General features: G+C 59.8%; 15 protein-coding genes. 9 read left to right on the forward strand and 6 right to left on the reverse strand.

Annotated features, from left to right (window positions below):
* The first annotated feature begins 136 nt into the window (after positions 1–136).
* From AB4N76_RS18565 to AB4N76_RS18575, 3 genes are all read left to right on the forward strand, one after another.
* The gene (locus AB4N76_RS18565) at positions 137–1,516 is read left to right on the forward strand and encodes an MFS transporter (RefSeq protein ID WP_460163366.1); all 1,380 of its coding nucleotides are present in this window, start codon (positions 137–139) and stop codon (positions 1,514–1,516) included.
* 11 nt (positions 1,517–1,527) lie between these two features.
* Positions 1,528–3,081, forward strand: coding sequence for a galactarate dehydratase (gene garD, locus AB4N76_RS18570; RefSeq protein ID WP_046026845.1), 1,554 nt, complete (start codon positions 1,528–1,530; stop codon positions 3,079–3,081).
* Between the two features lie 181 nt (positions 3,082–3,262).
* Positions 3,263–4,204, forward strand: coding sequence for an AEC family transporter (locus tag AB4N76_RS18575; RefSeq protein WP_109787857.1), 942 nt, complete (start codon positions 3,263–3,265; stop codon positions 4,202–4,204).
* A 130-nt stretch (positions 4,205–4,334) separates the two neighbouring features.
* Here the strand turns inward: AB4N76_RS18575 and AB4N76_RS18580 are convergent, their stop codons facing one another.
* The 6 genes from AB4N76_RS18580 to gatC form a co-directional block, all read right to left on the reverse strand.
* Positions 4,335–4,715: a carboxymuconolactone decarboxylase family protein gene (locus AB4N76_RS18580; RefSeq protein ID WP_046026843.1), complete on the reverse strand. Its 381-nt coding sequence runs from the start codon at positions 4,713–4,715 to the stop codon at positions 4,335–4,337.
* The gene (locus AB4N76_RS18585) at positions 4,712–5,773 is read right to left on the reverse strand and encodes a calcium/sodium antiporter (RefSeq protein ID WP_077430877.1); all 1,062 of its coding nucleotides are present in this window, start codon (positions 5,771–5,773) and stop codon (positions 4,712–4,714) included. Before AB4N76_RS18585 ends, AB4N76_RS18580 begins: the two co-directional genes overlap by 4 nt.
* A gap of 50 nt (positions 5,774–5,823) precedes the next feature.
* Positions 5,824–6,198 carry a septal ring lytic transglycosylase RlpA family protein gene (locus AB4N76_RS18590; protein WP_046026841.1) on the reverse strand — a complete coding sequence of 125 codons (375 nt, stop codon included), beginning with the start codon at positions 6,196–6,198 and terminating at the stop codon, positions 5,824–5,826.
* Between the two features lie 163 nt (positions 6,199–6,361).
* Complete coding sequence (gene gatB / locus AB4N76_RS18595; RefSeq protein ID WP_046026840.1) at positions 6,362–7,807, reverse strand: Asp-tRNA(Asn)/Glu-tRNA(Gln) amidotransferase subunit GatB; 1,446 nt, start codon at positions 7,805–7,807, stop codon at positions 6,362–6,364.
* A gap of 10 nt (positions 7,808–7,817) precedes the next feature.
* Positions 7,818–9,269, reverse strand: a complete 1,452-nt coding sequence (gene gatA, locus AB4N76_RS18600) for an Asp-tRNA(Asn)/Glu-tRNA(Gln) amidotransferase subunit GatA (RefSeq protein WP_460163367.1) — start codon at positions 9,267–9,269, stop codon at positions 7,818–7,820.
* Between the two features lie 16 nt (positions 9,270–9,285).
* On the reverse strand, positions 9,286–9,573 hold the full coding sequence (gene gatC / locus AB4N76_RS18605) for an Asp-tRNA(Asn)/Glu-tRNA(Gln) amidotransferase subunit GatC (protein ID WP_046026838.1): 288 nt from the start codon (positions 9,571–9,573) through the stop codon (positions 9,286–9,288).
* Positions 9,574–9,784: 211 nt separating this feature from the next.
* On the opposite strand from gatC, the gene mreB reads away from it, so the two are divergent.
* The 6 genes from mreB (at position 9,785) to AB4N76_RS18635 (ending at position 18,821) form a co-directional block, all read left to right on the forward strand.
* Positions 9,785–10,822 carry a rod shape-determining protein MreB gene (gene mreB, locus AB4N76_RS18610; protein WP_002555108.1) on the forward strand — a complete coding sequence of 346 codons (1,038 nt, stop codon included), beginning with the start codon at positions 9,785–9,787 and terminating at the stop codon, positions 10,820–10,822.
* 178 nt (positions 10,823–11,000) lie between these two features.
* The gene (gene mreC / locus AB4N76_RS18615; RefSeq protein WP_046026837.1) at positions 11,001–12,098 is read left to right on the forward strand and encodes a rod shape-determining protein MreC; all 1,098 of its coding nucleotides are present in this window, start codon (positions 11,001–11,003) and stop codon (positions 12,096–12,098) included.
* Positions 12,098–12,589 carry a rod shape-determining protein MreD gene (mreD, locus tag AB4N76_RS18620; RefSeq protein WP_046026836.1) on the forward strand — a complete coding sequence of 164 codons (492 nt, stop codon included), beginning with the start codon at positions 12,098–12,100 and terminating at the stop codon, positions 12,587–12,589. Before mreC ends, mreD begins: the two co-directional genes overlap by 1 nt.
* A gap of 202 nt (positions 12,590–12,791) precedes the next feature.
* Positions 12,792–13,388 (forward strand): Maf family protein, encoded by a 597-nt coding sequence (locus AB4N76_RS18625; protein WP_460163368.1) that lies wholly within the window; start codon positions 12,792–12,794, stop codon positions 13,386–13,388.
* Positions 13,389–13,445: 57 nt separating this feature from the next.
* The gene (gene rng, locus AB4N76_RS18630; RefSeq protein WP_046026834.1) at positions 13,446–14,903 is read left to right on the forward strand and encodes a ribonuclease G; all 1,458 of its coding nucleotides are present in this window, start codon (positions 13,446–13,448) and stop codon (positions 14,901–14,903) included.
* A gap of 75 nt (positions 14,904–14,978) precedes the next feature.
* Positions 14,979–18,821, forward strand: coding sequence for a YhdP family protein (locus AB4N76_RS18635; protein ID WP_460163369.1), 3,843 nt, complete (start codon positions 14,979–14,981; stop codon positions 18,819–18,821).
* The last annotated feature ends 188 nt before the right edge of the window (positions 18,822–19,009 follow it).

The raw sequence follows: 19,009 nt of genomic DNA on the forward strand, positions 1-19,009 counted from the left end.
TAGGAGCTGTCGAGTGAAACGAGGCTGCGATCTTTGCTTTTAAAGATCAAAAGATCGCAGCCTCGTTTCGCTCGACAGCTCTACGAGATAAACAGTTTCACCCGCGCATAAAAATAATCAGTGGGAGTACATCTACATGCAAGCGACCAAGCCGACTCACGTCCGCTATTTGATTTTGCTCATGCTTTTCCTGGTGACCACGATCAACTATGCCGACCGGGCCACTATCGCCATCGCGGGCTCCAGCCTGCAAAAAGACCTCGGCATTGACGCGGTCACCCTCGGTTATATCTTCTCTGCATTCGGTTGGGCCTACGTGGCCGGGCAAATTCCCGGTGGCTGGTTGCTGGACCGTTTCGGCTCGAAAAAAATCTACGCGCTCAGCATCTTCACCTGGTCGCTGTTCACCGTGTTGCAGGGCTATGTCGGTGAGTTCGGCATGTCCACGGCGGTGGTTGCGCTGTTCATGCTGCGCTTCCTGGTGGGCCTGGCCGAAGCGCCATCCTTCCCGGGTAACGCACGCATTGTCGCGGCCTGGTTCCCGACCGCTGAACGTGGCACGGCTTCGGCGATCTTCAACTCGGCGCAATACTTTGCCACCGTGTTGTTTGCTCCGCTGATGGGCTGGATCGTCTTCACGTTTGGCTGGCAGCACGTGTTTGTGGTGATGGGCGGCATCGGCATCGTGTTCTCGCTGATCTGGCTGAAAGTCATCCACAGCCCGCGCCAGCACCCGATGATCAATGACGCCGAGTTCAAGCACATTGCTGACAATGGCGGCATGGTCGACATGGACCAGGACAAAACCAAAGGCCAGGAAGCCGGCAAGCGTGTTGAAGGCCCGAAATGGGATTACGTGCGTCAGTTGCTGACCAACCGCATGATGCTCGGCGTGTATTTGAGCCAGTACTGCATCAACGCCATCACCTACTTCTTCCTGACCTGGTTTCCGGTGTACCTGGTGCAGGAACGCGGCATGACCATCCTCAAGGCTGGTTTCATTGCCTCGTTGCCGGCCATTTGCGGTTTTATCGGTGGTGTGTTGGGCGGTGTGATTTCCGACTACCTGCTGCGCAAAGGCCACTCACTGACCTTCGCCCGCAAGGCGCCGATCATCGCGGGTCTGCTGGTGTCTAGCAGCATCGTGGCTTGCAACTATGTCGACATCGAATGGATGGTCGTGGGCTTCATGGCGCTGGCATTCTTCGGCAAAGGCGTGGGCGCACTGGGCTGGGCGGTGGTGTCCGACACTTCGCCAAAACAGATCGCCGGTTTGAGTGGCGGCCTGTTCAACATGTTCGGCAACATCGCGTCGATCACCACCCCAATCGTGATCGGCTACATCATCAGCTCCACCGGCTCGTTCAAATGGGCGTTGGTGTTTGTCGGTTGCAACGCACTGGTTGCGGTGTTCAGCTACCTGGTGATCGTGGGTCCGATCAAGCGTGTGGTGCTCAAAGAGCCGCCAGTCAGCGGTCCTGAAACAAATAACAAATTGTCACAAGCGCATTCCTGAGGAGCGGCGTCATGCAGTTGATTGAACATTCCGACTCGCCGCGCTACATCCGCCTGCACGAGCGGGACAACGTAGTGATCGTGGTCAATGACCAGGGCGTGCCAGCCGGCACCGAGTTTTCCGATGGCCTGGTGACCGTGGACTTCGTGCCACAGAGCCACAAAGTCACGCTGGAAGATATTCCAGAAGGCGGGCAGGTGATTCGTTACGGCCAGACCATTGGCTACGCGTTGCAGCCGATTCCGCGCGGCAGCTGGGTCAAGGAAGATCAACTGCGCATGCCCACCGCGCCACCGCTGGACAGCTTGCCGCTGTCCACCGAAGTGCCCGCTGCGCAGGCACCGCTGGAAGGCTTCACGTTCGAGGGTTATCGCAACGCCGACGGCACCGTCGGCACGCGCAACATTCTTGGTATCACCACGACTGTTCAGTGCGTCACGGGCGTGCTGGACCATGCGGTCAAGCGCATCAAGGACGAGTTGCTGCCCAAGTACCCGAACGTCGATGACGTGGTGGCGCTGACCCACAGTTATGGCTGTGGTGTGGCGATTACGGCGGCGGACGCGTACATCCCGATCCGCACCGTGCGCAACCTGGCGCGCAACCCGAACCTGGGTGGCGAAGCCTTGGTGATCAGCCTGGGCTGCGAGAAATTGCAGGCCGGACAGGTCATGCACGACAACGACAGTTCCGTGGATTTGAGTGAGCCGTGGTTGTATCGCTTGCAGGACTCGAGTCACGGTTTTACCGAGATGATCGAGCAGATCATGGCGCTGGCCGAAACCCGTTTGAAAAAGCTCGATCAGCGTCGCCGGGAAACCGTGCCGGCGTCCGAGCTGATTCTGGGCATGCAGTGCGGTGGCAGCGATGCGTTTTCCGGCATCACCGCCAACCCGGCCTTGGGGTATGCCTCGGACCTGTTGCTGCGTGCCGGTGCGACGGTGATGTTTTCCGAAGTCACTGAAGTGCGCGATGCGATTTACTTGCTGACCTCCCGTGCCGAAACCGAGGAAGTTGCCCAGGAACTGGTGCGGGAAATGGATTGGTACGACCGCTACCTGGCCAAGGGCGAAGCGGATCGCAGCGCCAACACCACACCGGGTAACAAAAAAGGTGGGTTGTCGAACATTGTCGAGAAGTCCCTGGGCTCGATCGTCAAGTCCGGCAGCAGTGCGATCAACGGGGTGCTTGGCCCTGGCGAGCGCTTCAAACGCAAAGGGCTGATCTTCTGCGCGACCCCGGCCAGTGACTTTGTCTGCGGGACGTTGCAGTTGGCAGCGGGGATGAACTTGCATGTGTTCACCACTGGGCGTGGCACGCCGTATGGCTTGGCGATGGCACCGGTGGTGAAGGTCTCGACCCGCACGGAACTGGCGCAACGCTGGCCGGACCTGATCGACATCGATGCCGGGCGGATTGCCACCGGGCGGGCATCGATCGAAGAGCTTGGCTGGGAGTTGTTCCACTACTACCTGGACGTGGCCAGCGGCAAAAAACAGACGTGGGCCGAGCAGCACAAGCTGCATAACGACATCACGTTGTTTAACCCGGCGCCAATCACCTGAGACCGAGTCGCCTGCATCGCGGGCAAGCCTTGCTCCTACGGTTTTATGTCGTTCACGCCATTGCGTACGACGCCGACCTGTGGGAGCACGGCTTGCCCGCGATAGCGGTCTACCAGACGCCGATGCTCTGGGTGGCTTATCATTAGCCCCCTAACGACGCTCACCCAAGGTTATCCCCGGCATGCTGGCAATCTTCCTCGAAACCCTGAACATCACCGCGCCGGTGTTTGCCATGCTGTTTTTGGGGGTGTTGCTCAAGCGCATCAACTGGATCAACGACAACTTCATCCACACCGCGTCGGCCCTGGTGTTCAACGTCACCATGCCGGCGTTGTTGTTTCTGGGCATCCTGCATGCCGACCTGAACGCCGCGTTGCAACCGGCGCTGCTGATCTACTTTTCGATTGCGACCCTGGCAAGTTTCGCCATTGCCTGGGGCTGGGCGATCTGGAAGTGCCCGCGTGAAGACCGGGGGATTTACACCCAGGGCGCCTTTCGCGGCAACAACGGGGTAATCGGCCTGGCACTGGCGGCGAGCATGTACGGCGCTTACGGGATTTCCCTCGGGGCGATTCTCGCGGCGCTGGTGATCCTGTTTTACAACACGCTCTCGACCATTGTGCTGGCAGTCTACAGCCCGGTGATCAAGTCCGATCCGTGGAGCATCTGCAAAAGCGTCATGGTCAATCCGCTTATCATGAGTGTGTTTGCGGCGGCGCCGTTTGCCTATTTCAAGATCGCCTTGCCAGGTTGGCTCGAGACATCCGGGCAGTATCTGGCGCAGACCACGTTGCCACTGGCGTTGATCTGTATTGGCGGCACGTTGTCGCTGGCTGCGTTGCGCAAGAGCGGCAACATTGCGCTCAGCTCCAGCCTGGTGAAGATGATCGGCCTGCCGGTGCTGGCGACCCTTGGGGCCTGGCTCTGGGGCTTTCGTGGGGCGGAGTTGGGGATTCTGTTTTTGTACTTCGGCAGCCCGACCGCGGCCGCCAGTTTTGTCATGGCTCGCCAGGCCGAGGGCAATCATGAACTGGCGGCGGCGATTATTGTGATTACCACGTTGATGGCGGCAATCACGACCAATATCGGGATCTTTTTATTGCAGTGGGGCGAGTGGATTTAGCCCAGGGATTTGTAGTGTTTTATAGGGCCTCATCGCGGGCAAGCCCGCTCCCACAGGGGAATGCATTCCAAACTGTGGGAGCGGGCTTGCCCGCGATGGCGGTAGTCCTGCCGCCGCAAATACCGAAGATTTACTCCGGCTTCTGATAGCTCTCAATCACTTCCTGCGCCGCCCGAAACGCATCAATCGCCGCGGGCGCGCCGGCGTACACCGCGCAATGCAGCAACGTTTCACGAATCTCTTCCACGGTGCAGCCGTTGTTCAGGGCGCCGCGTACGTGGCCTTTCAATTCTTGCGGACACTTCAGTGCAGTCAGGGCGGCAAGGGTGATCAGGCTGCGGGTTTTCAGCGGCAGGCCTTCGCGATTCCACACACCGCCCCAGGCGTGTTCATTGACGAAATCCTGCAGCGGCTGGGTGAACTCGGTGGCATTGCCCAGTGCGCGGTCGACGAAGGCGTCGCCCATCACTTGGCGGCGGACTTCAACGCCAGATTTTTTATTATCGGTCATGACACATCCCTCTTGTGGTGTTGGCGATGCCAGGCGCGCAGCGACGAGAACAGCAGAAACGCCACGAGCGCCGGCAGAACGAAAAACAGCATCAGGTGTTCAAGCTTGCCGGCCAGTGGCATGCCGGTGGTGAATGACACCACGTGCAGCCCGTAAGCCAGGTACAAAGCCAGGCACAACAAACCTTCGGCCCGGGTTACCCGATAGCCGGTGTAGAACAACGGCAGACAGAACACCGCAACGCCGAGCATCACCGGCAAGTCGAAATCCAGGGCATTGGGTGACACCGACAACGGCGACGGCGCGAACAGCGCTGTCACGCCTAGCACACCCAGAAGGTTGAACAAGTTGCTGCCGATCACGTTGCCCACGGCAATGTCCCGCTGACCGCGCAGGGCGGCGATCAATGAGGTGGCCAACTCCGGCAGGGATGTGCTGATGGCGACGATGGTCAGGCCGATGATTCGTTCCGACAGGCCAAGGTCGGTCGCCACGACAACCGCCGCCCCCAGCAGCAAGTGCCCGGCGTAGATCAACATCGCCAGCCCGGCGACGATCATCAACAGGCTGCTGATCCAGGGCGCGGTGTGACTGTGCGGGTCGCTCGATGGTGGACGGGCCGAGTGCCGGGACTGGCGTAGCAACAGGCCCAGATACAGGGCCAATGCTGCCAGCAGTATCACGCCATCGGTTCGGGTCAGTTCTTCATTCCACGCCAGGACAAACACCAGCAGGCTGGCGCCGATCATCAACGGAATATCCAGGCGCACCAGTTGCCGCGAGACACGCAGCGGAATGATCAGTGCCGAAAGCCCGAGGGTGACGAGGATGTTGAAGATGCTGCTGCCGATCACGCTGCCGACGGCGATGTCGGCATTGTCCGCCAGGGTGGCTTGCAGGCTGATCGCCATCTGCGGCGCACTGCTGCCAAGGGCGACGATGGTCAGGCCGATAATCAGCGGCCGCACGTGCAACCGCGCCGCCAGGCGCACGGCGGCACGCACCATCAGTTCGGCGCCTGCGATCAGTAAAAGCAGGCCACTGAGCAGTTCAATCACACTGATCAGGGGTATATCGGCAAGTCCGAAAATGGTGGGTGCTCCGTCTGTCAGTCGTCGAGGGCTTGCACGCGAACCTTGGCGGTGCCGCTCTTGACCATGCCCAAGCGCTCCGCGGCTGCATGGGACAGGTCGATCAGACGTCCACGGGTATGTGGCCCGCGGTCGTTAATGCGGACCACGCAGGACTTGTCGTTGTTCAGATTGGTGACTTTCACCCGCGTGCCAAAGGGTAGCTGGCGATGGGCGGCGGTCATGGAATTCTTGTCGAAACGCTCGCCACTGGCGGTGCGTTTACCTTGGTGTTTGGCGCCGTAAAAGGACGCCGTGCCGGTCTTGTCGTAGCCGTGTGGATCGACGATATCGTTGCTGGCGCAACCGGCCAGCAGAGAGAGCAGGGCGCAGGCGCCGAGTAGACGCTTCATTTAAAGGTTTCCCGAAACAAATGTGGGAGCGAGCTTGCTCGCGATTGGCATTCTGACAGTCAACATGGTGTTGAGTGCCGGACCGCTATCGTCGGAACGCCGCCCGGAGCAAGCCCGCTCCCACAGGGATTTGAGCCAGGCTTTGAAACTGGCTCCATTGTCATCAGCCTTCGAGCTTGCTTTTGAGCAATTCGTTGACCTGTTGCGGGTTGGCCTTGCCTTTGGAGGCTTTCATGGCCTGGCCGACGAAGAAGCCGAACATCTTGCCGCGTTTGGCTTCGTCTGCCGCGCGGTACTGTTCAACCTGTTCGGCATTGGCGGCGAGCATTTCGTCCAGCACCGCCGAGATCGCGCCAGTGTCGGTCACTTGCTTGAGGCCGCGCTTGTCGATGATCTCGTCCGCGCTGCCTTCGCCGTTCGCCATGGCTTCAAACACCACCTTGGCAATCTTGCCGGAGATGGTGTTGTCCTTGATGCGCAGCAGCATGCCGCCCAGAAGCTCTGCGGACACCGGCGAGTCTTCGATATCCAGGCCTTGCTTGTTGAGCAGGCTGCCCAACTCGACCATCACCCAGTTCGCCGCCAGCTTGGCGTCGCCGCCGATGCTCGCGACTTTCTCGAAGTAATCGGCTTGTTCGCGGCTGGTGGCCAGCACGCTGGCGTCGTAGACCGACAGACCGAATTGCTCCTGGAAACGCTCGCGTTTTTGCGGTGGCAGTTCCGGCAGGGTGGCCCGCACGTCGTCGAGGAACGAGTCTTCGATGACCACTGGCAGCAGGTCCGGATCGGGGAAGTAACGGTAGTCGTTGGCTTCCTCTTTGCTGCGCATCGGACGCGTTTCGTCCTTGTTCGGGTCGTACAGGCGCGTTTGCTGGATCACCTTGCCGCCGTCTTCGATCAGCTCGATCTGGCGCTGCACTTCGCTGTTGATCGCCTTCTCGATGAAACGGAACGAGTTGACGTTTTTGATCTCGCAGCGAGTACCGAACTCAACCTGACCTTTCGGACGGATCGACACGTTGCAGTCGCAGCGCAGCGAGCCTTCGGCCATGTTGCCGTCGCAGATGCCCAGGTAACGTACCAGCGCGTGGATGGTCTTGACGTATGCCACGGCCTCCTTGGCGCTGCGCATGTCCGGCTCGGAAACGATTTCCAGCAGCGGCGTGCCGGCACGGTTCAGGTCGATGCCGGTGGCGCCGTTGAACTCTTCGTGCAGGCTTTTACCGGCGTCTTCTTCCAGGTGGGCACGTGTCACGCCGACACGTTTGATCGTGCCGTCTTCCATGGCGATGTCCAGGTGGCCTTTGCCGACGATCGGCAGTTCCATCTGGCTGATCTGGTAGCCCTTCGGCAAGTCCGGGTAGAAATAGTTTTTACGGGCGAACACGTTGTGCTGACCGATCTCGGCGTCAATCGCCAGACCGAACATCACCGCCATGCGCACCGCTTCCTGGTTCAACACCGGCAGCACGCCGGGCATGCCCAGGTCTACAAGGCTGGCCTGGGTGTTCGGCTCGGAACCGAAGGTGGTGGAACTACCGGAAAAGATTTTCGACCGGGTGGTGAGCTGGGTATGAATCTCCAGCCCGATCACGACTTCCCATTGCATGTGTGTCTCCTCAGAAGCCGGTTGGGGTGCGGGTGTGCCAGTCAGTGTTGAGCTGATACTGGTGGGCAACGTTCAACAGGCGACCTTCCTGGAAATACGGCGCGAGCAGTTGCACGCCCACCGGCAGGCCATCGACGAAACCGGCAGGCATGGACAAGCCCGGCAGGCCAGCGAGGTTGGCGGTGATGGTGTAGACGTCTTCCAGGTAAGCAGCGACCGGGTCGCTGTTCTTGGCGCCAAGCTTCCAGGCCGGGTTCGGCGTGGTTGGGCCGAGGATGATGTCGACCTCATTAAAGGCTGCCATGAAGTCGTTCTTGATCAAGCGGCGAATCTTCTGGGCCTTCAGGTAGTAGGCGTCGTAGTAACCGGCCGACAGCGCGTAGGCACCGACCATGATCCGGCGCTGTACTTCCGGGCCGAAACCTTCGCCACGGGAGCGCTTGTACAGGTCGATCAGGTCTTTCGGGTCTGCGCAGCGGTGGCCGAAACGCACGCCGTCGAAACGCGACAGGTTGGAAGAGGCTTCTGCCGGCGCGATCACGTAATACGCAGGAATCGCGTGCTGCATGTTCGGCAGGCTGATTTCCTTGATCACGGCGCCGAGCTTTTCCAGCTCCTTGACACTGTTGTGGATCAGCTCGGCGATGCGCGGGTCGAGACCGGCGCTGAAATACTCTTTCGGCACGCCGATGCGCAGGCCTTGCAGCGAACCGTTGAGGTTGGCGCTGTAGTCCGGCACGGGTTCATCGATGCTGGTGGAGTCGTTCGGATCGAAGCCGGCCATACCTTGCAACAAAATCGCGCAGTCTTCGGCGGTGCGTGCCATCGGGCCGCCCTGATCGAGGCTGGACGCGTAGGCAATCATGCCCCAGCGCGAAACACGACCGTACGTCGGTTTCAGGCCGGTGAGGTTGGTCAGGGCCGCTGGCTGACGGATCGAGCCGCCGGTATCGGTGCCCGTGGCCGCAGGCAGCAGGCGCGCGGCAACTGCAGCCGCTGAACCGCCGGATGAACCACCCGGAACGTGTTCCAGGTTCCACGGGTTTTTCACCGCGCCGTAGTAGCTCGACTCGTTGGCCGAACCCATGGCGAATTCGTCCATGTTGGTCTTGCCCAGGGTCACGGTCCCGGCAGCGGCCAGTTTGGCGACTACGGTGGCATCGTACGGTGCTTTAAAGTTGTCGAGCATTTTAGAGCCGCAGCTGGTGCGGATGCCCTGGGTGCAGAACAGGTCTTTGTGCGCAATCGGCGCGCCGAGCAGGGCGCCGCTCTCACCATTGGCCCGGCGTGCGTCAGCGGCTTTCGCCTGCTGGAGCGCCAGGTCTTCGGTGAGGCTGATGAAACTGTTGAGCTGAGGATCGAGCAGGGCGATACGCGCCAGCAGGGTTTTGGTCAGCTCTTCGGAAGAAAACTTTTTATCGGCGAGTCCGCGGGCGATCTCGGCCAGAGTCAATTGATGCATTGCAGGCTCTTTCCCTTTAGTCGATGACTTTCGGAACCAGGTACAGGCCGTTTTCGACCGCTGGTGCGATGGACTGATAGGCCTCGCGATGATTGGTCTCGGTCACGACGTCTGCGCGCAGGCGCTGGCTGGCTTCCAGTGGGTGGGCCAGCGGCTCGATACCGTCGGTATTGACCGCCTGCATTTCGTCGACCAGACCCAGAATGCTATTCAGGGCCGAGGTGATTTGTGGAAGATCGGCATCATTGAGGCCCAGGCAGGCCAAATGAGCGATTTTTTCCACGTCGGAGCGTTCAAGCGCCATTGCGATTCTCCAGTGGAAAACAGAACGGACGGCGTCCGTGTGTTAGATTGTCGGAACACTACCGCATTTCTACGGTCATAAGGCCGCGATTGTGGGGGTTGGTGCACAGAAAAGCGGTCAATTTAACATATTGGCGCCTTGCCCAAAATCCCTGTCGTTGTTAGAGTTTGCCGCACTTTTTTACCCACGCGTTGCCTAGGGTCCCTTTCCCATGTTCAAGAAACTGCGTGGCATGTTTTCCAGCGATCTCTCCATTGACCTGGGCACTGCCAACACCCTTATTTACGTGCGCGAGCGCGGTATCGTCCTGAATGAGCCATCGGTTGTGGCTATTCGGACACACGGTAACCAGAAAAGTGTCGTTGCTGTCGGCACCGAGGCGAAGCGCATGCTCGGCCGAACGCCGGGCAACATTGCTGCCATTCGTCCGATGAAGGACGGCGTGATTGCCGACTTCAGCGTCTGCGAAAAGATGCTGCAATACTTTATCAACAAGGTTCACGAAAACAGCTTCCTGCAGCCTAGCCCTCGTGTGCTGATCTGCGTTCCGTGCAAATCGACTCAAGTTGAGCGTCGTGCCATCCGTGAATCGGCCCTTGGTGCCGGTGCTCGTGAAGTGTTCCTGATCGAAGAGCCAATGGCTGCTGCGATTGGTGCCGGCCTGCCGGTTGAAGAAGCACGCGGTTCGATGGTGGTCGATATCGGTGGTGGTACTACCGAAATCGCCCTGATCTCCCTGAACGGTGTGGTTTACGCCGAGTCCGTACGGGTTGGCGGCGACCGCTTCGACGAAGCGATCATTACCTACGTGCGTCGCAACTACGGCAGCCTGATCGGCGAATCCACCGCCGAGCGCATCAAACAGGAAATCGGTACAGCCTACCCGGGCGGCGAAGTTCGCGAAGTCGACGTTCGTGGCCGTAACCTGGCCGAAGGCGTTCCACGCGCATTCACCCTGAACTCCAATGAAGTGCTGGAAGCTCTGCAAGAGTCCCTGGCCACCATCGTTCAGGCTGTGAAAAGCGCACTGGAGCAATCGCCTCCGGAGCTGGCGTCCGATATCGCCGAGCGTGGCCTGGTTCTGACCGGTGGTGGCGCCTTGCTGCGCGACCTCGACAAGTTGCTGGCCCAGGAAACAGGTCTGCCGGTGATCGTCGCCGAAGACCCGCTGACCTGCGTTGCTCGCGGCGGTGGCCGTGCATTGGAAATGATGGATAAACACACCATGGACCTGCTATCCAGCGAGTGATCTCGCCGGTTGCATCTATGCTGTTGGCGCGCAGGCAGCACTTTGCAGTGCTGCCTGTTGGCGTTTATCTTCTGTCAGTCTGCATCCAGGCCGGTTTGATGCCGTATGAATAAAGAGAACATTTGCCTGGGAGGAGCGGCTTATTAAACCGCTTTTCACCAAAGGGCCTTCACTGGGCGTGCGCTTATTGGTGCTGGTCGTGCTATCGGTCGCGCTGATGGTGGTCGATGCCCGCTTCACACTGCTCAAGCCAGTGCGTAGCCAAATGTCGCTGGTGCTGATGCAGTCTTACTGGATCACCGACCTGCCGCAGCGGCTATGGCAGGGTGTGGCCAGCCAATTTGGCAGCCGTACCGAGCTCGTCGCCGAAAACGAAAAACTCAAAAGCGAAAATCTGCTGTTGCAGGGGCGCATGCAAAAGCTTGCCTCCCTGACCGAGCAGAACGTTCGGCTGCGCGAGTTGCTCAATTCTTCCGCGCTGGTCAACGAAAAGGTCGAAGTGGCCGAGTTGATCGGCATGGACCCGAACCCCTTCACCCATCGCATCATCATCAATAAAGGTGAGCGCGACGGGGTGATCCTCGGTCAGCCGGTGCTCGATGCCCGCGGCCTGATGGGGCAGGTGGTCGAATTGATGCCCTACACCTCCCGTGTATTACTGCTGACCGACACCACCCACAGCATTCCGGTGCAGGTGAACCGCAACGGTCTTCGGGCGATTGCCAGCGGCACCGGCAACCCGGAGCGCCTGGAACTGCGTCACGTTGCCGATACTGCAGACATCAAGGAAGGCGACCTGCTGGTCAGCTCCGGCCTCGGTCAGCGGTTCCCGGCTGGTTACCCGGTGGCGACCGTCAAGGAAGTGATTCACGACTCCGGCCAGCCGTTTGCCATTGTTCGCGCCGTGCCGACCGCTGCCTTGAACCGCAGTCGCTACTTGCTGTTGGTGTTCAGCGACGGCCGTACTGCCGAAGAGCGTGCCAACGAAGCGGCCCAGGCTCAGGAAGCACTGGACCAGCATGGTGGCGGGCCGATCATTCCGGCCACCGTACCCAAACCAGTGCCGGCGACCACGGTGGTGCCCGCCGCCAACGCAGCGCCTGCCACGCCTGTCGCGCCGCCAGCTGCACCGGCCGCACCGGCACCGGCGGCAACCCCGGCCAAACCCGCTGCCGCCAAACCGCACGCGCCGCAACCTGCCGCCGCTAAACCGGCCGTGAAGCCTGCCGCCAAACCGCCTGTCCCCGCGCCGGCTTCTACTGGGAGAGAAGAATAATGGTCGGCGTCAAAGCTTCCCGAAATAGCTGGATTGTCTGGCTGACGTTCGCTATCGGCCTGTTGCTCAGTATCTCGCCCCTGCCGCAATTCATGGAAATCCTTCGCCCGCTGTGGCTGGCGTTGCTGCTCGCGTTCTGGGCGCTGACCCTGCCGCAAAAGGTCGGCATGGTCACCGCATGGTGCCTGGGCTTGGCTGAAGACGTGCTTTACGGCACGTTGCTTGGCCAGAATGCGCTGATCCTGACGTTGATCACTTTTCTGGTGTTGTCACTACAACAGCGCTTGCGCATGTTCCCGATGTGGCAACAGAGCCTGGTGATCCTGGTGATCTTCGGCCTCGCACAGCTGGTTCAGCTGTGGCTGAGCGCCTTGACCGGCAATCGCCAGCCAACCCTGGCGCTGGTGCTGCCGGCACTGGTCAGTGCGTTGCTCTGGCCTTGGGTCAGCTACGGTTTGCGTGGTCTGCGTCGACGCTACAAAATCAATTAATTCGGTCAGGCATTTGCCCGCGCCGGTGCCCTGTCTCGCAAATACGTTCCTTTTTTGGCGAGTGGCTGTTGTTGCCAGACAAGGCGCCGCGCCAAGTCATAGCTCGCTATGGCGAGAAGCGGCAACGCAGTATGGCAACAACAGACGCCGCCAAAAAGGAACAGTATTTGTGAGACAGGGCACTGGACAGGGAGACGTCTTGATGAAAAAGCTATACCTCGCCTCAGGCTCGCCGCGTCGGCGTGAACTGCTCACGCAGATCGGCGTGCCATTCTCCGCCATCAGCGCGGACATCGATGAAACCCCTTTGCCTCAAGAATCCCCGTCGGCCTATGTCGAGCGCCTGGCGCGCGGCAAGGCCGAAGTCGGGTGCGGAACTGTCGTTTCCGACGTCGATTTTTGCGTGCTGGGTGCCGACACCGCCGTGGTGCTGGACGGCAAAATTCTGGGCAAACCGGTGGACGAAGCCGATGCGTGCGCCATGCTTATGCTGTTGGCCGGTCGTGAGCATGAGGTGCTGACCGCCATCGCCGTACTCGACGCCGAGCGCTGCGAGTCGCTGGTGGTGCGCAGTCTGGTGCGGTTTCGCAACATCAGTCGCGAAGAAGCGGCAGCCTACTGGGCCAGCGGTGAGCCTCGTGACAAGGCGGGTGGCTACGGAATTCAGGGGCTGGGTGCGGTATTTGTTGCCGGGCTCGATGGCAGTTACTCGGCGGTGGTCGGGTTGCCGCTGTGCGAAACCGCGGAACTGCTCGGCCATTTCGGCATACCCTGTTGGCAAACACTTAACGCGCGCTAAGCGTCGTACTGACAAGATGCAGCCACTATCGTGAACATGCCTGAACGAGACCCTGCCATGAGTGAAGAGATTCTGATCAACATCACGCCGATGGAATCGCGCGTGGCGGTGGTCGAAAACGGTGTTCTGCAAGAGGTCCACGTCGAGCGTACGCAAAAGCGCGGGATCGTCGGCAACATCTATAAAGGCAAGGTTGTGCGGGTTCTACCCGGCATGCAGGCAGCGTTCGTCGACATCGGCCTGGACCGTGCCGCGTTCATCCATGCCTCGGAAATCTCCCTGCGTGAAGGCCCGGTGGTCGAGAGCATCAGCGCTCTGGTCCATGAAGGCCAGAGCCTGGTGGTCCAGGTCACCAAGGACCCGATCGGCTCCAAAGGCGCACGCCTGACGACTCAGTTGTCGATTCCATCACGCTATCTGGTGTACATGCCGCGTACCGCCCACGTCGGTATTTCGCTGAAGATCGAAGACGAGGCCGAGCGCGAGCGCCTCAAGCAAGTGGTCACCGATTGCGTGGCCAAAGAAGGCATCAAGGAGGCTGGCGGTTTCATTTTGCGCACCGCCGCCGAAGGGGCGGGCGCCGATGAGATCCTCATGGACATCCGCTACTTGCGCAGGCTCTGGGATCAGATCAACGAGCAGATCAAAACCATCAGTGCGCCGAGTGTGATCTACGAAGACCTCGGCCTGGCGTTGCGGACCTTGCGTGACCTGGTGAGCCCGAAGATCGAGAAGATTCGCATCGACTCCCGGGAAACCTTTCAGAAAACCACGCAGTTCGTCGCCGAACTGATGCCGGAAATCGCTGATCGTCTTGAACACTACCCAGGCGAGCGGCCCATTTTCGACTTGTACGGCGTGGAAGACGAAATCCAGAAAGCCCTGGAGCGCAAAGTCCCGCTCAAGTCCGGCGGTTACCTGGTGGTCGATCCGGCGGAAGCCATGAGCACCATCGACGTCAACACCGGGGCCTTCGTCGGCCATCGCAACCTTGAAGAAACCATCTTCAAGACCAACCTCGAAGCCGCCACCGCGATTGCCCGTCAGCTGCGCCTGCGCAATCTGGGCGGGATCATCATCATCGACTTCATCGACATGGAAGACGAAGAACACCAGCGCCAGGTATTGCGCACGCTTGAGAAACAACTGGAACGCGATCACGCCAAAACCAACATCATCGGCATCACTGAGTTGGGCCTGGTGCAGATGACCCGCAAGCGCACCCGCGAGAGTCTCGAACAGGTACTGTGCGAGCCGTGCAGCAGCTGTCAGGGGCGTGGCAAGCTGAAGACCCCGGAAACGGTCTGCTACGAAATTTTTCGAGAAATTCTTCGCGAGGCTCGCGCCTATCAGGCGGAGGGCTATCGTGTATTGGCGAACCAGAAAGTTGTCGACCGCTTGCTCGACGAAGAGTCAGGTAACGTTGCCGAGCTGGAAGGATTTATCGGACGCACCATTCGATTCCAGGTGGAAACCATGTATTCCCAGGAACAATACGACGTGGTGTTGCTCTGAATCGCGGTGTTCCAACCTTACTAGAACGGCTGGCCTCAGCTTTTTGCAGCATTTTTGCCATGGGAGCCAACTGACATGGAGCGTCTGACACGCATTTTGGTCGCACTCACCCGCTGGGGGCTGGGCCTGTGCGCGTTGGCATTGGTGTTGATGGCGTTGTACGTCAGCCTCGGCCGGGAGCTGACGCCACTGGTGGCTGAATACCGGGCCGAGGTCGAAACCAAAGCCCGTGAGGCCTTCGGCGTGCCATTGCAAATCGGCGCGCTTGAAGGCAGCTGGAGTGGTTTTGCGCCGATCCTGTTCGCCCATGACGTAACGGTCGGCGAAGGTGCCAATGCCTTGCGCCTGGATCAGGTGCGTGCGGTGCCTGACCTTTGGGGCAGCCTGTTGGCTCGTCAGTTGCGCATCGCTCACCTGGAGCTCAATGGCCTGAAGATCAGCCTCAAGGAAGGCACCGACGGGCAGTGGGCGCTGGAAGGGTTGCCGGTGCAGAAGGATCAGCCGCTGGATCCCGAGCAACTGCTTAATCGCCTGCAGATCGTCCAGCAGTTGTCGGTGATCGACAGTCAGGTGACCTTGCAACCACTGGATCAACCGGCGCTGACCTTGACCTACGTCGGCTTCACGCTGAAAACCGGAGCTTCGCGGCAGCGTCTCGATGCCCGAATGACCTTGCCTGATGGTCAGCCAGTGGCCATGAGCCTGCGTACCCGTATCCGCGCCAGCCAGTGGCAGGATGGGGAGGCCGAGGCCTACCTGAGCCTGCCGCAAAGCGATTGGTCAAAATGGCTGCCCGAGCGCCTGACCCAGCAATGGAATTTTTCCGAGATCAAGGCCGGCGGCGAGCTCTGGATCAATTGGGGCCAGCGCACATTGCAAAGCGCGGCGATTCGCCTCAACGCGCCGCAACTCAAAGGGGCGTATGCCGAGCGCAAGCCGATCCAGATCAATAACCTGGCACTCAATGGTTATTTCCAGCGCAGTGCTGAAGGCGTCGTGGTGACCCTCGATTCGCTGGCCATGAGCTTCGGCGAGACGCGCTGGGAGTCGCATCTGCAACTCAAACAGACGTCGGCCACTGACAAGGTCGAAGAACTCTGGCACCTGCAAGCCGATCGACTCGACCTCACCCCGCTCACGCCGCTGCTGAACGCCTTGGGCCCACTGCCCAAAGGTGTCGCCACGGCAGTCGAGAAACTCAAAGTGACCGGTGGGCTGCGTAATGTGCTGATCGACATGCGGCCCAATGCCACTGACGACAGCAAGTTCAGCTTCGCCGCGAACCTTGACCAGGTAGGTTTTGATGCCTATGCCGGCGCCCCGGCGGCGCGAAATGTAAGCGGCAGCATCAGCGGTGACCTCGGCAAGGGTGAGCTGCGCATGGACAGCAAGGACTTTGTCCTGCACCTGGACCCCATTTTCGCCAAGCCATGGCAGTACATCCAGGCCAACGCCACGTTGACCTGGAAACTCGATAAAGAAGGCTTCACCCTGATCGCGCCCTACCTCAAGGTGCTTGGCGAAGAGGGCAAGATTGCCGGCGATTTTCTGATTCGCCTGTATTTTGATCCCGCCAAGGAAGATTACATGGACCTGCGGGTGGGTATGGTGGAAGGCGATGGGCGCTACACCGCCAAGTACCTGCCGACCATCCTCAGCCCCGCACTCGACGAATGGTTGCGTACGGCCATTCTCAAAGGCGCGGTGGATGAAGGTTTCTTCCAGTATCAGGGGTCGCTGAACCATGGCGTCGCTGATACCGCCCGCAGCATCAGCCTGTTCTTCAAGGTGCACGATGCCGAGCTGGCGTTCCAGCCAGGCTGGCCGCATGTCAGCAAAGTCACGGGTGATGTGTTTGTCGAAGACAGTGGTGTGCGGATTCTGGCCAGCAAGGGCCAGTTGCTCGACACTCAGGTCAAGGACATCTACGTCAATATTCCCCATGTGCCGGATGGAAAAAGTGTCCACCTGTTTCTTGACGGCGAGTTTGCCGGTGGTTTGGGCGATGGGTTGAAGATTCTCCAGGAGGCGCCCATCGGCACGGCTGAAACCTTCGCCAAATGGGAAGGTGAGGGTGAGCTGCAAGGCAAACTGAAACTGGATATCCCGCTGGCCCAAGGCGAGAAGCCGAAAATACTGGTCGACTTCAAGACGGCCAGGGCGCGCCTGAAACTTCCCGAGCCACCGCTGGAGCTGACTCAGCTCAAGGGCGATTTCCGCTTCGACAGCACCAAGGGGCTGAGCGGGCAGAACATCAGCGCCCGCGCCTTTGATAAACCGGTCACCGCGCAGATTTTCGCTGATGGCAACGCCAGCAATCTCAAGACTCGCGTTACGGCTTCCGGTCATGTCGAAGTCAAAAAACTCACTCAGTGGTTGAACGTGACTCAGCCGTTGCCGGTGTCCGGGGTGATCCCGTATCAATTGCAACTGACCCTGGATGGCGCCGACAGCCAGTTGATGGTCAATTCAAACCTCAGAGGCGTGACGGTTGATCTGCCGGCTCCGTTCGGCATGGCGGCCGATGCGGGGCGCGACACGACATTTCGCATGACCTTGCAAGGTGCGGAGCGTCGTTATTGGGTCAATTATGGTGAGTTGGCAAACTTCACGTTTGCAGCCCCGAACGGCAATTTTGCCGAAGGTCGTGGTGAGCTGTTCCTCGGTGGTGGCAATGCCGTGTTGCCCGGTACCAAAGGCCTGCGCGTGCGTGGCGTACTGTCGGAACTGGATGTCGGCCCCTGGAAGGATTTGGTGGACAAGTACGCTGGCCAGGATCCGGGTGGTAATGCCAAGCAGTTCTTCAGCGGTGCAGACTTCCAGATTGGCAAGCTCAGTGCACTGGGCAGTACCCTCGACAAGGCATCGGTGCAGATAAACCGAAAGCCCGCCGCCTGGGCTTTGCAACTCGACAGCCAGCAGGTCAAAGGCACGGTCGGTGTGCCTGACGCGAAAGGCGCGCCGATCACGGTCAATCTGCAATACGTGCGGCTACCCGCGCCGGATCCCAAGGCACTGACCGACGATAATGCGCCCGACCCTCTGGCCACGGTTGACCCGACAAAAATTCCGGCACTGGACATCACCATCAATCAGCTGTTCCTGGGTCAGGATCTGGTGGGTGGCTGGTCGCTGAAAGTCCGTCCGACGCCGCGGGGCATTGCATTCAATAACCTGGACATGGGGCTCAAAGGCATTCTGTTGCAGGGCAGTGGCGGTTGGGAAGGTGCGCCAGGGAGCTCCAGCAGTTGGTACAAGGGGCGAATCAGCGGCAAGAATCTAGCCGATGTGCTCAAGGGCTGGGGGTTTGCACCGAGTGTCACCAGCGAAGAGTTCCATATGGATGTTGACGGTCGCTGGCCCGGTTCGCCGGCGTGGCTGGCCAGCAAACGGTTCTCCGGCACCCTTGATGCTTCCCTTACCAAGGGCCAGTTTGTTGAAGTCGACGGCAGTGCCCAGGCGCTGAGAGTCTTCGGCTTGCTTAACTTCAATTCCATCGGTCGCCGTTTGCGCCTGGACTTTTCCGACCTGTTCGGCAAAGGGTTGAGTTATGACCGGGTCAAAGGTTTGCTGGTCGGTACCAATGGCGTCTACGTCACCCGTGAACCGATCCGGATGACCGGTCCGTCCAGCAATGTTGAACTCGATGGCACGCTCAATCTGGTGGGTGATCAGATCGACGCCAAATTGCTGGTGACGTTACCGGTTACCAACAATTTGCCGATTGCCGCGTTGATCGTTGGCGCGCCGGCCGTTGGCGGCGCGCTGTTCCTGATCGACAAACTGATTGGTGATCGCATGGCGCGGTTTGCCAGTGTGAAATACACCGTCAAAGGCCCGTGGAAAGAGCCGAAAATCACCTTCGACAAACCTTTTGAGTCGCTTTTCGAAAAGGCACTCGCCAAGGCGATGGAGTAGCATGGCCGAACACATTTCAATCAGCGACGCAGATCCTGTAGCAGCTGGCGAAGCCTGCGTCCGGCTGCGCAGCAGTCGTGAACCCGGTCAACATGGTCTTGCAGGTAAACCGTGCAATCCGGTGTTACGACTGCTGCGCAGCCGGACGCAGGCTTCGCCAGCCGCTACAGGTTGGCGGACACTTCTCA

This window comes from Pseudomonas sp. S2_F03 (assembly GCF_054668335.1).

Bases quoted from the DNA above. Each gene is read 5' to 3' on its own strand.
- AB4N76_RS18565 (WP_460163366.1), top strand. From the start codon at position 137: ATGCAAGCGACCAAGCCGACTCACGTCCGCTATTTGATTTTGCTCATG.
- garD (WP_046026845.1), top strand. From the start codon at position 1,528: ATGCAGTTGATTGAACATTCCGACTCGCCGCGCTACATCCGCCTGCAC.
- AB4N76_RS18575 (WP_109787857.1), top strand. From the start codon at position 3,263: ATGCTGGCAATCTTCCTCGAAACCCTGAACATCACCGCGCCGGTGTTT.
- AB4N76_RS18580 (WP_046026843.1), bottom strand. From the start codon at position 4,715: ATGACCGATAATAAAAAATCTGGCGTTGAAGTCCGCCGCCAAGTGATG.
- AB4N76_RS18590 (WP_046026841.1), bottom strand. From the start codon at position 6,198: ATGAAGCGTCTACTCGGCGCCTGCGCCCTGCTCTCTCTGCTGGCCGGT.
- gatB (WP_046026840.1), bottom strand. From the start codon at position 7,807: ATGCAATGGGAAGTCGTGATCGGGCTGGAGATTCATACCCAGCTCACC.
- gatA (WP_460163367.1), bottom strand. From the start codon at position 9,269: ATGCATCAATTGACTCTGGCCGAGATCGCCCGCGGACTCGCCGATAAA.
- gatC (WP_046026838.1), bottom strand. From the start codon at position 9,573: ATGGCGCTTGAACGCTCCGACGTGGAAAAAATCGCTCATTTGGCCTGC.
- mreB (WP_002555108.1), top strand. From the start codon at position 9,785: ATGTTCAAGAAACTGCGTGGCATGTTTTCCAGCGATCTCTCCATTGAC.
- mreD (WP_046026836.1), top strand. From the start codon at position 12,098: ATGGTCGGCGTCAAAGCTTCCCGAAATAGCTGGATTGTCTGGCTGACG.
- AB4N76_RS18625 (WP_460163368.1), top strand. From the start codon at position 12,792: ATGAAAAAGCTATACCTCGCCTCAGGCTCGCCGCGTCGGCGTGAACTG.
- rng (WP_046026834.1), top strand. From the start codon at position 13,446: ATGAGTGAAGAGATTCTGATCAACATCACGCCGATGGAATCGCGCGTG.
- AB4N76_RS18635 (WP_460163369.1), top strand. From the start codon at position 14,979: ATGGAGCGTCTGACACGCATTTTGGTCGCACTCACCCGCTGGGGGCTG.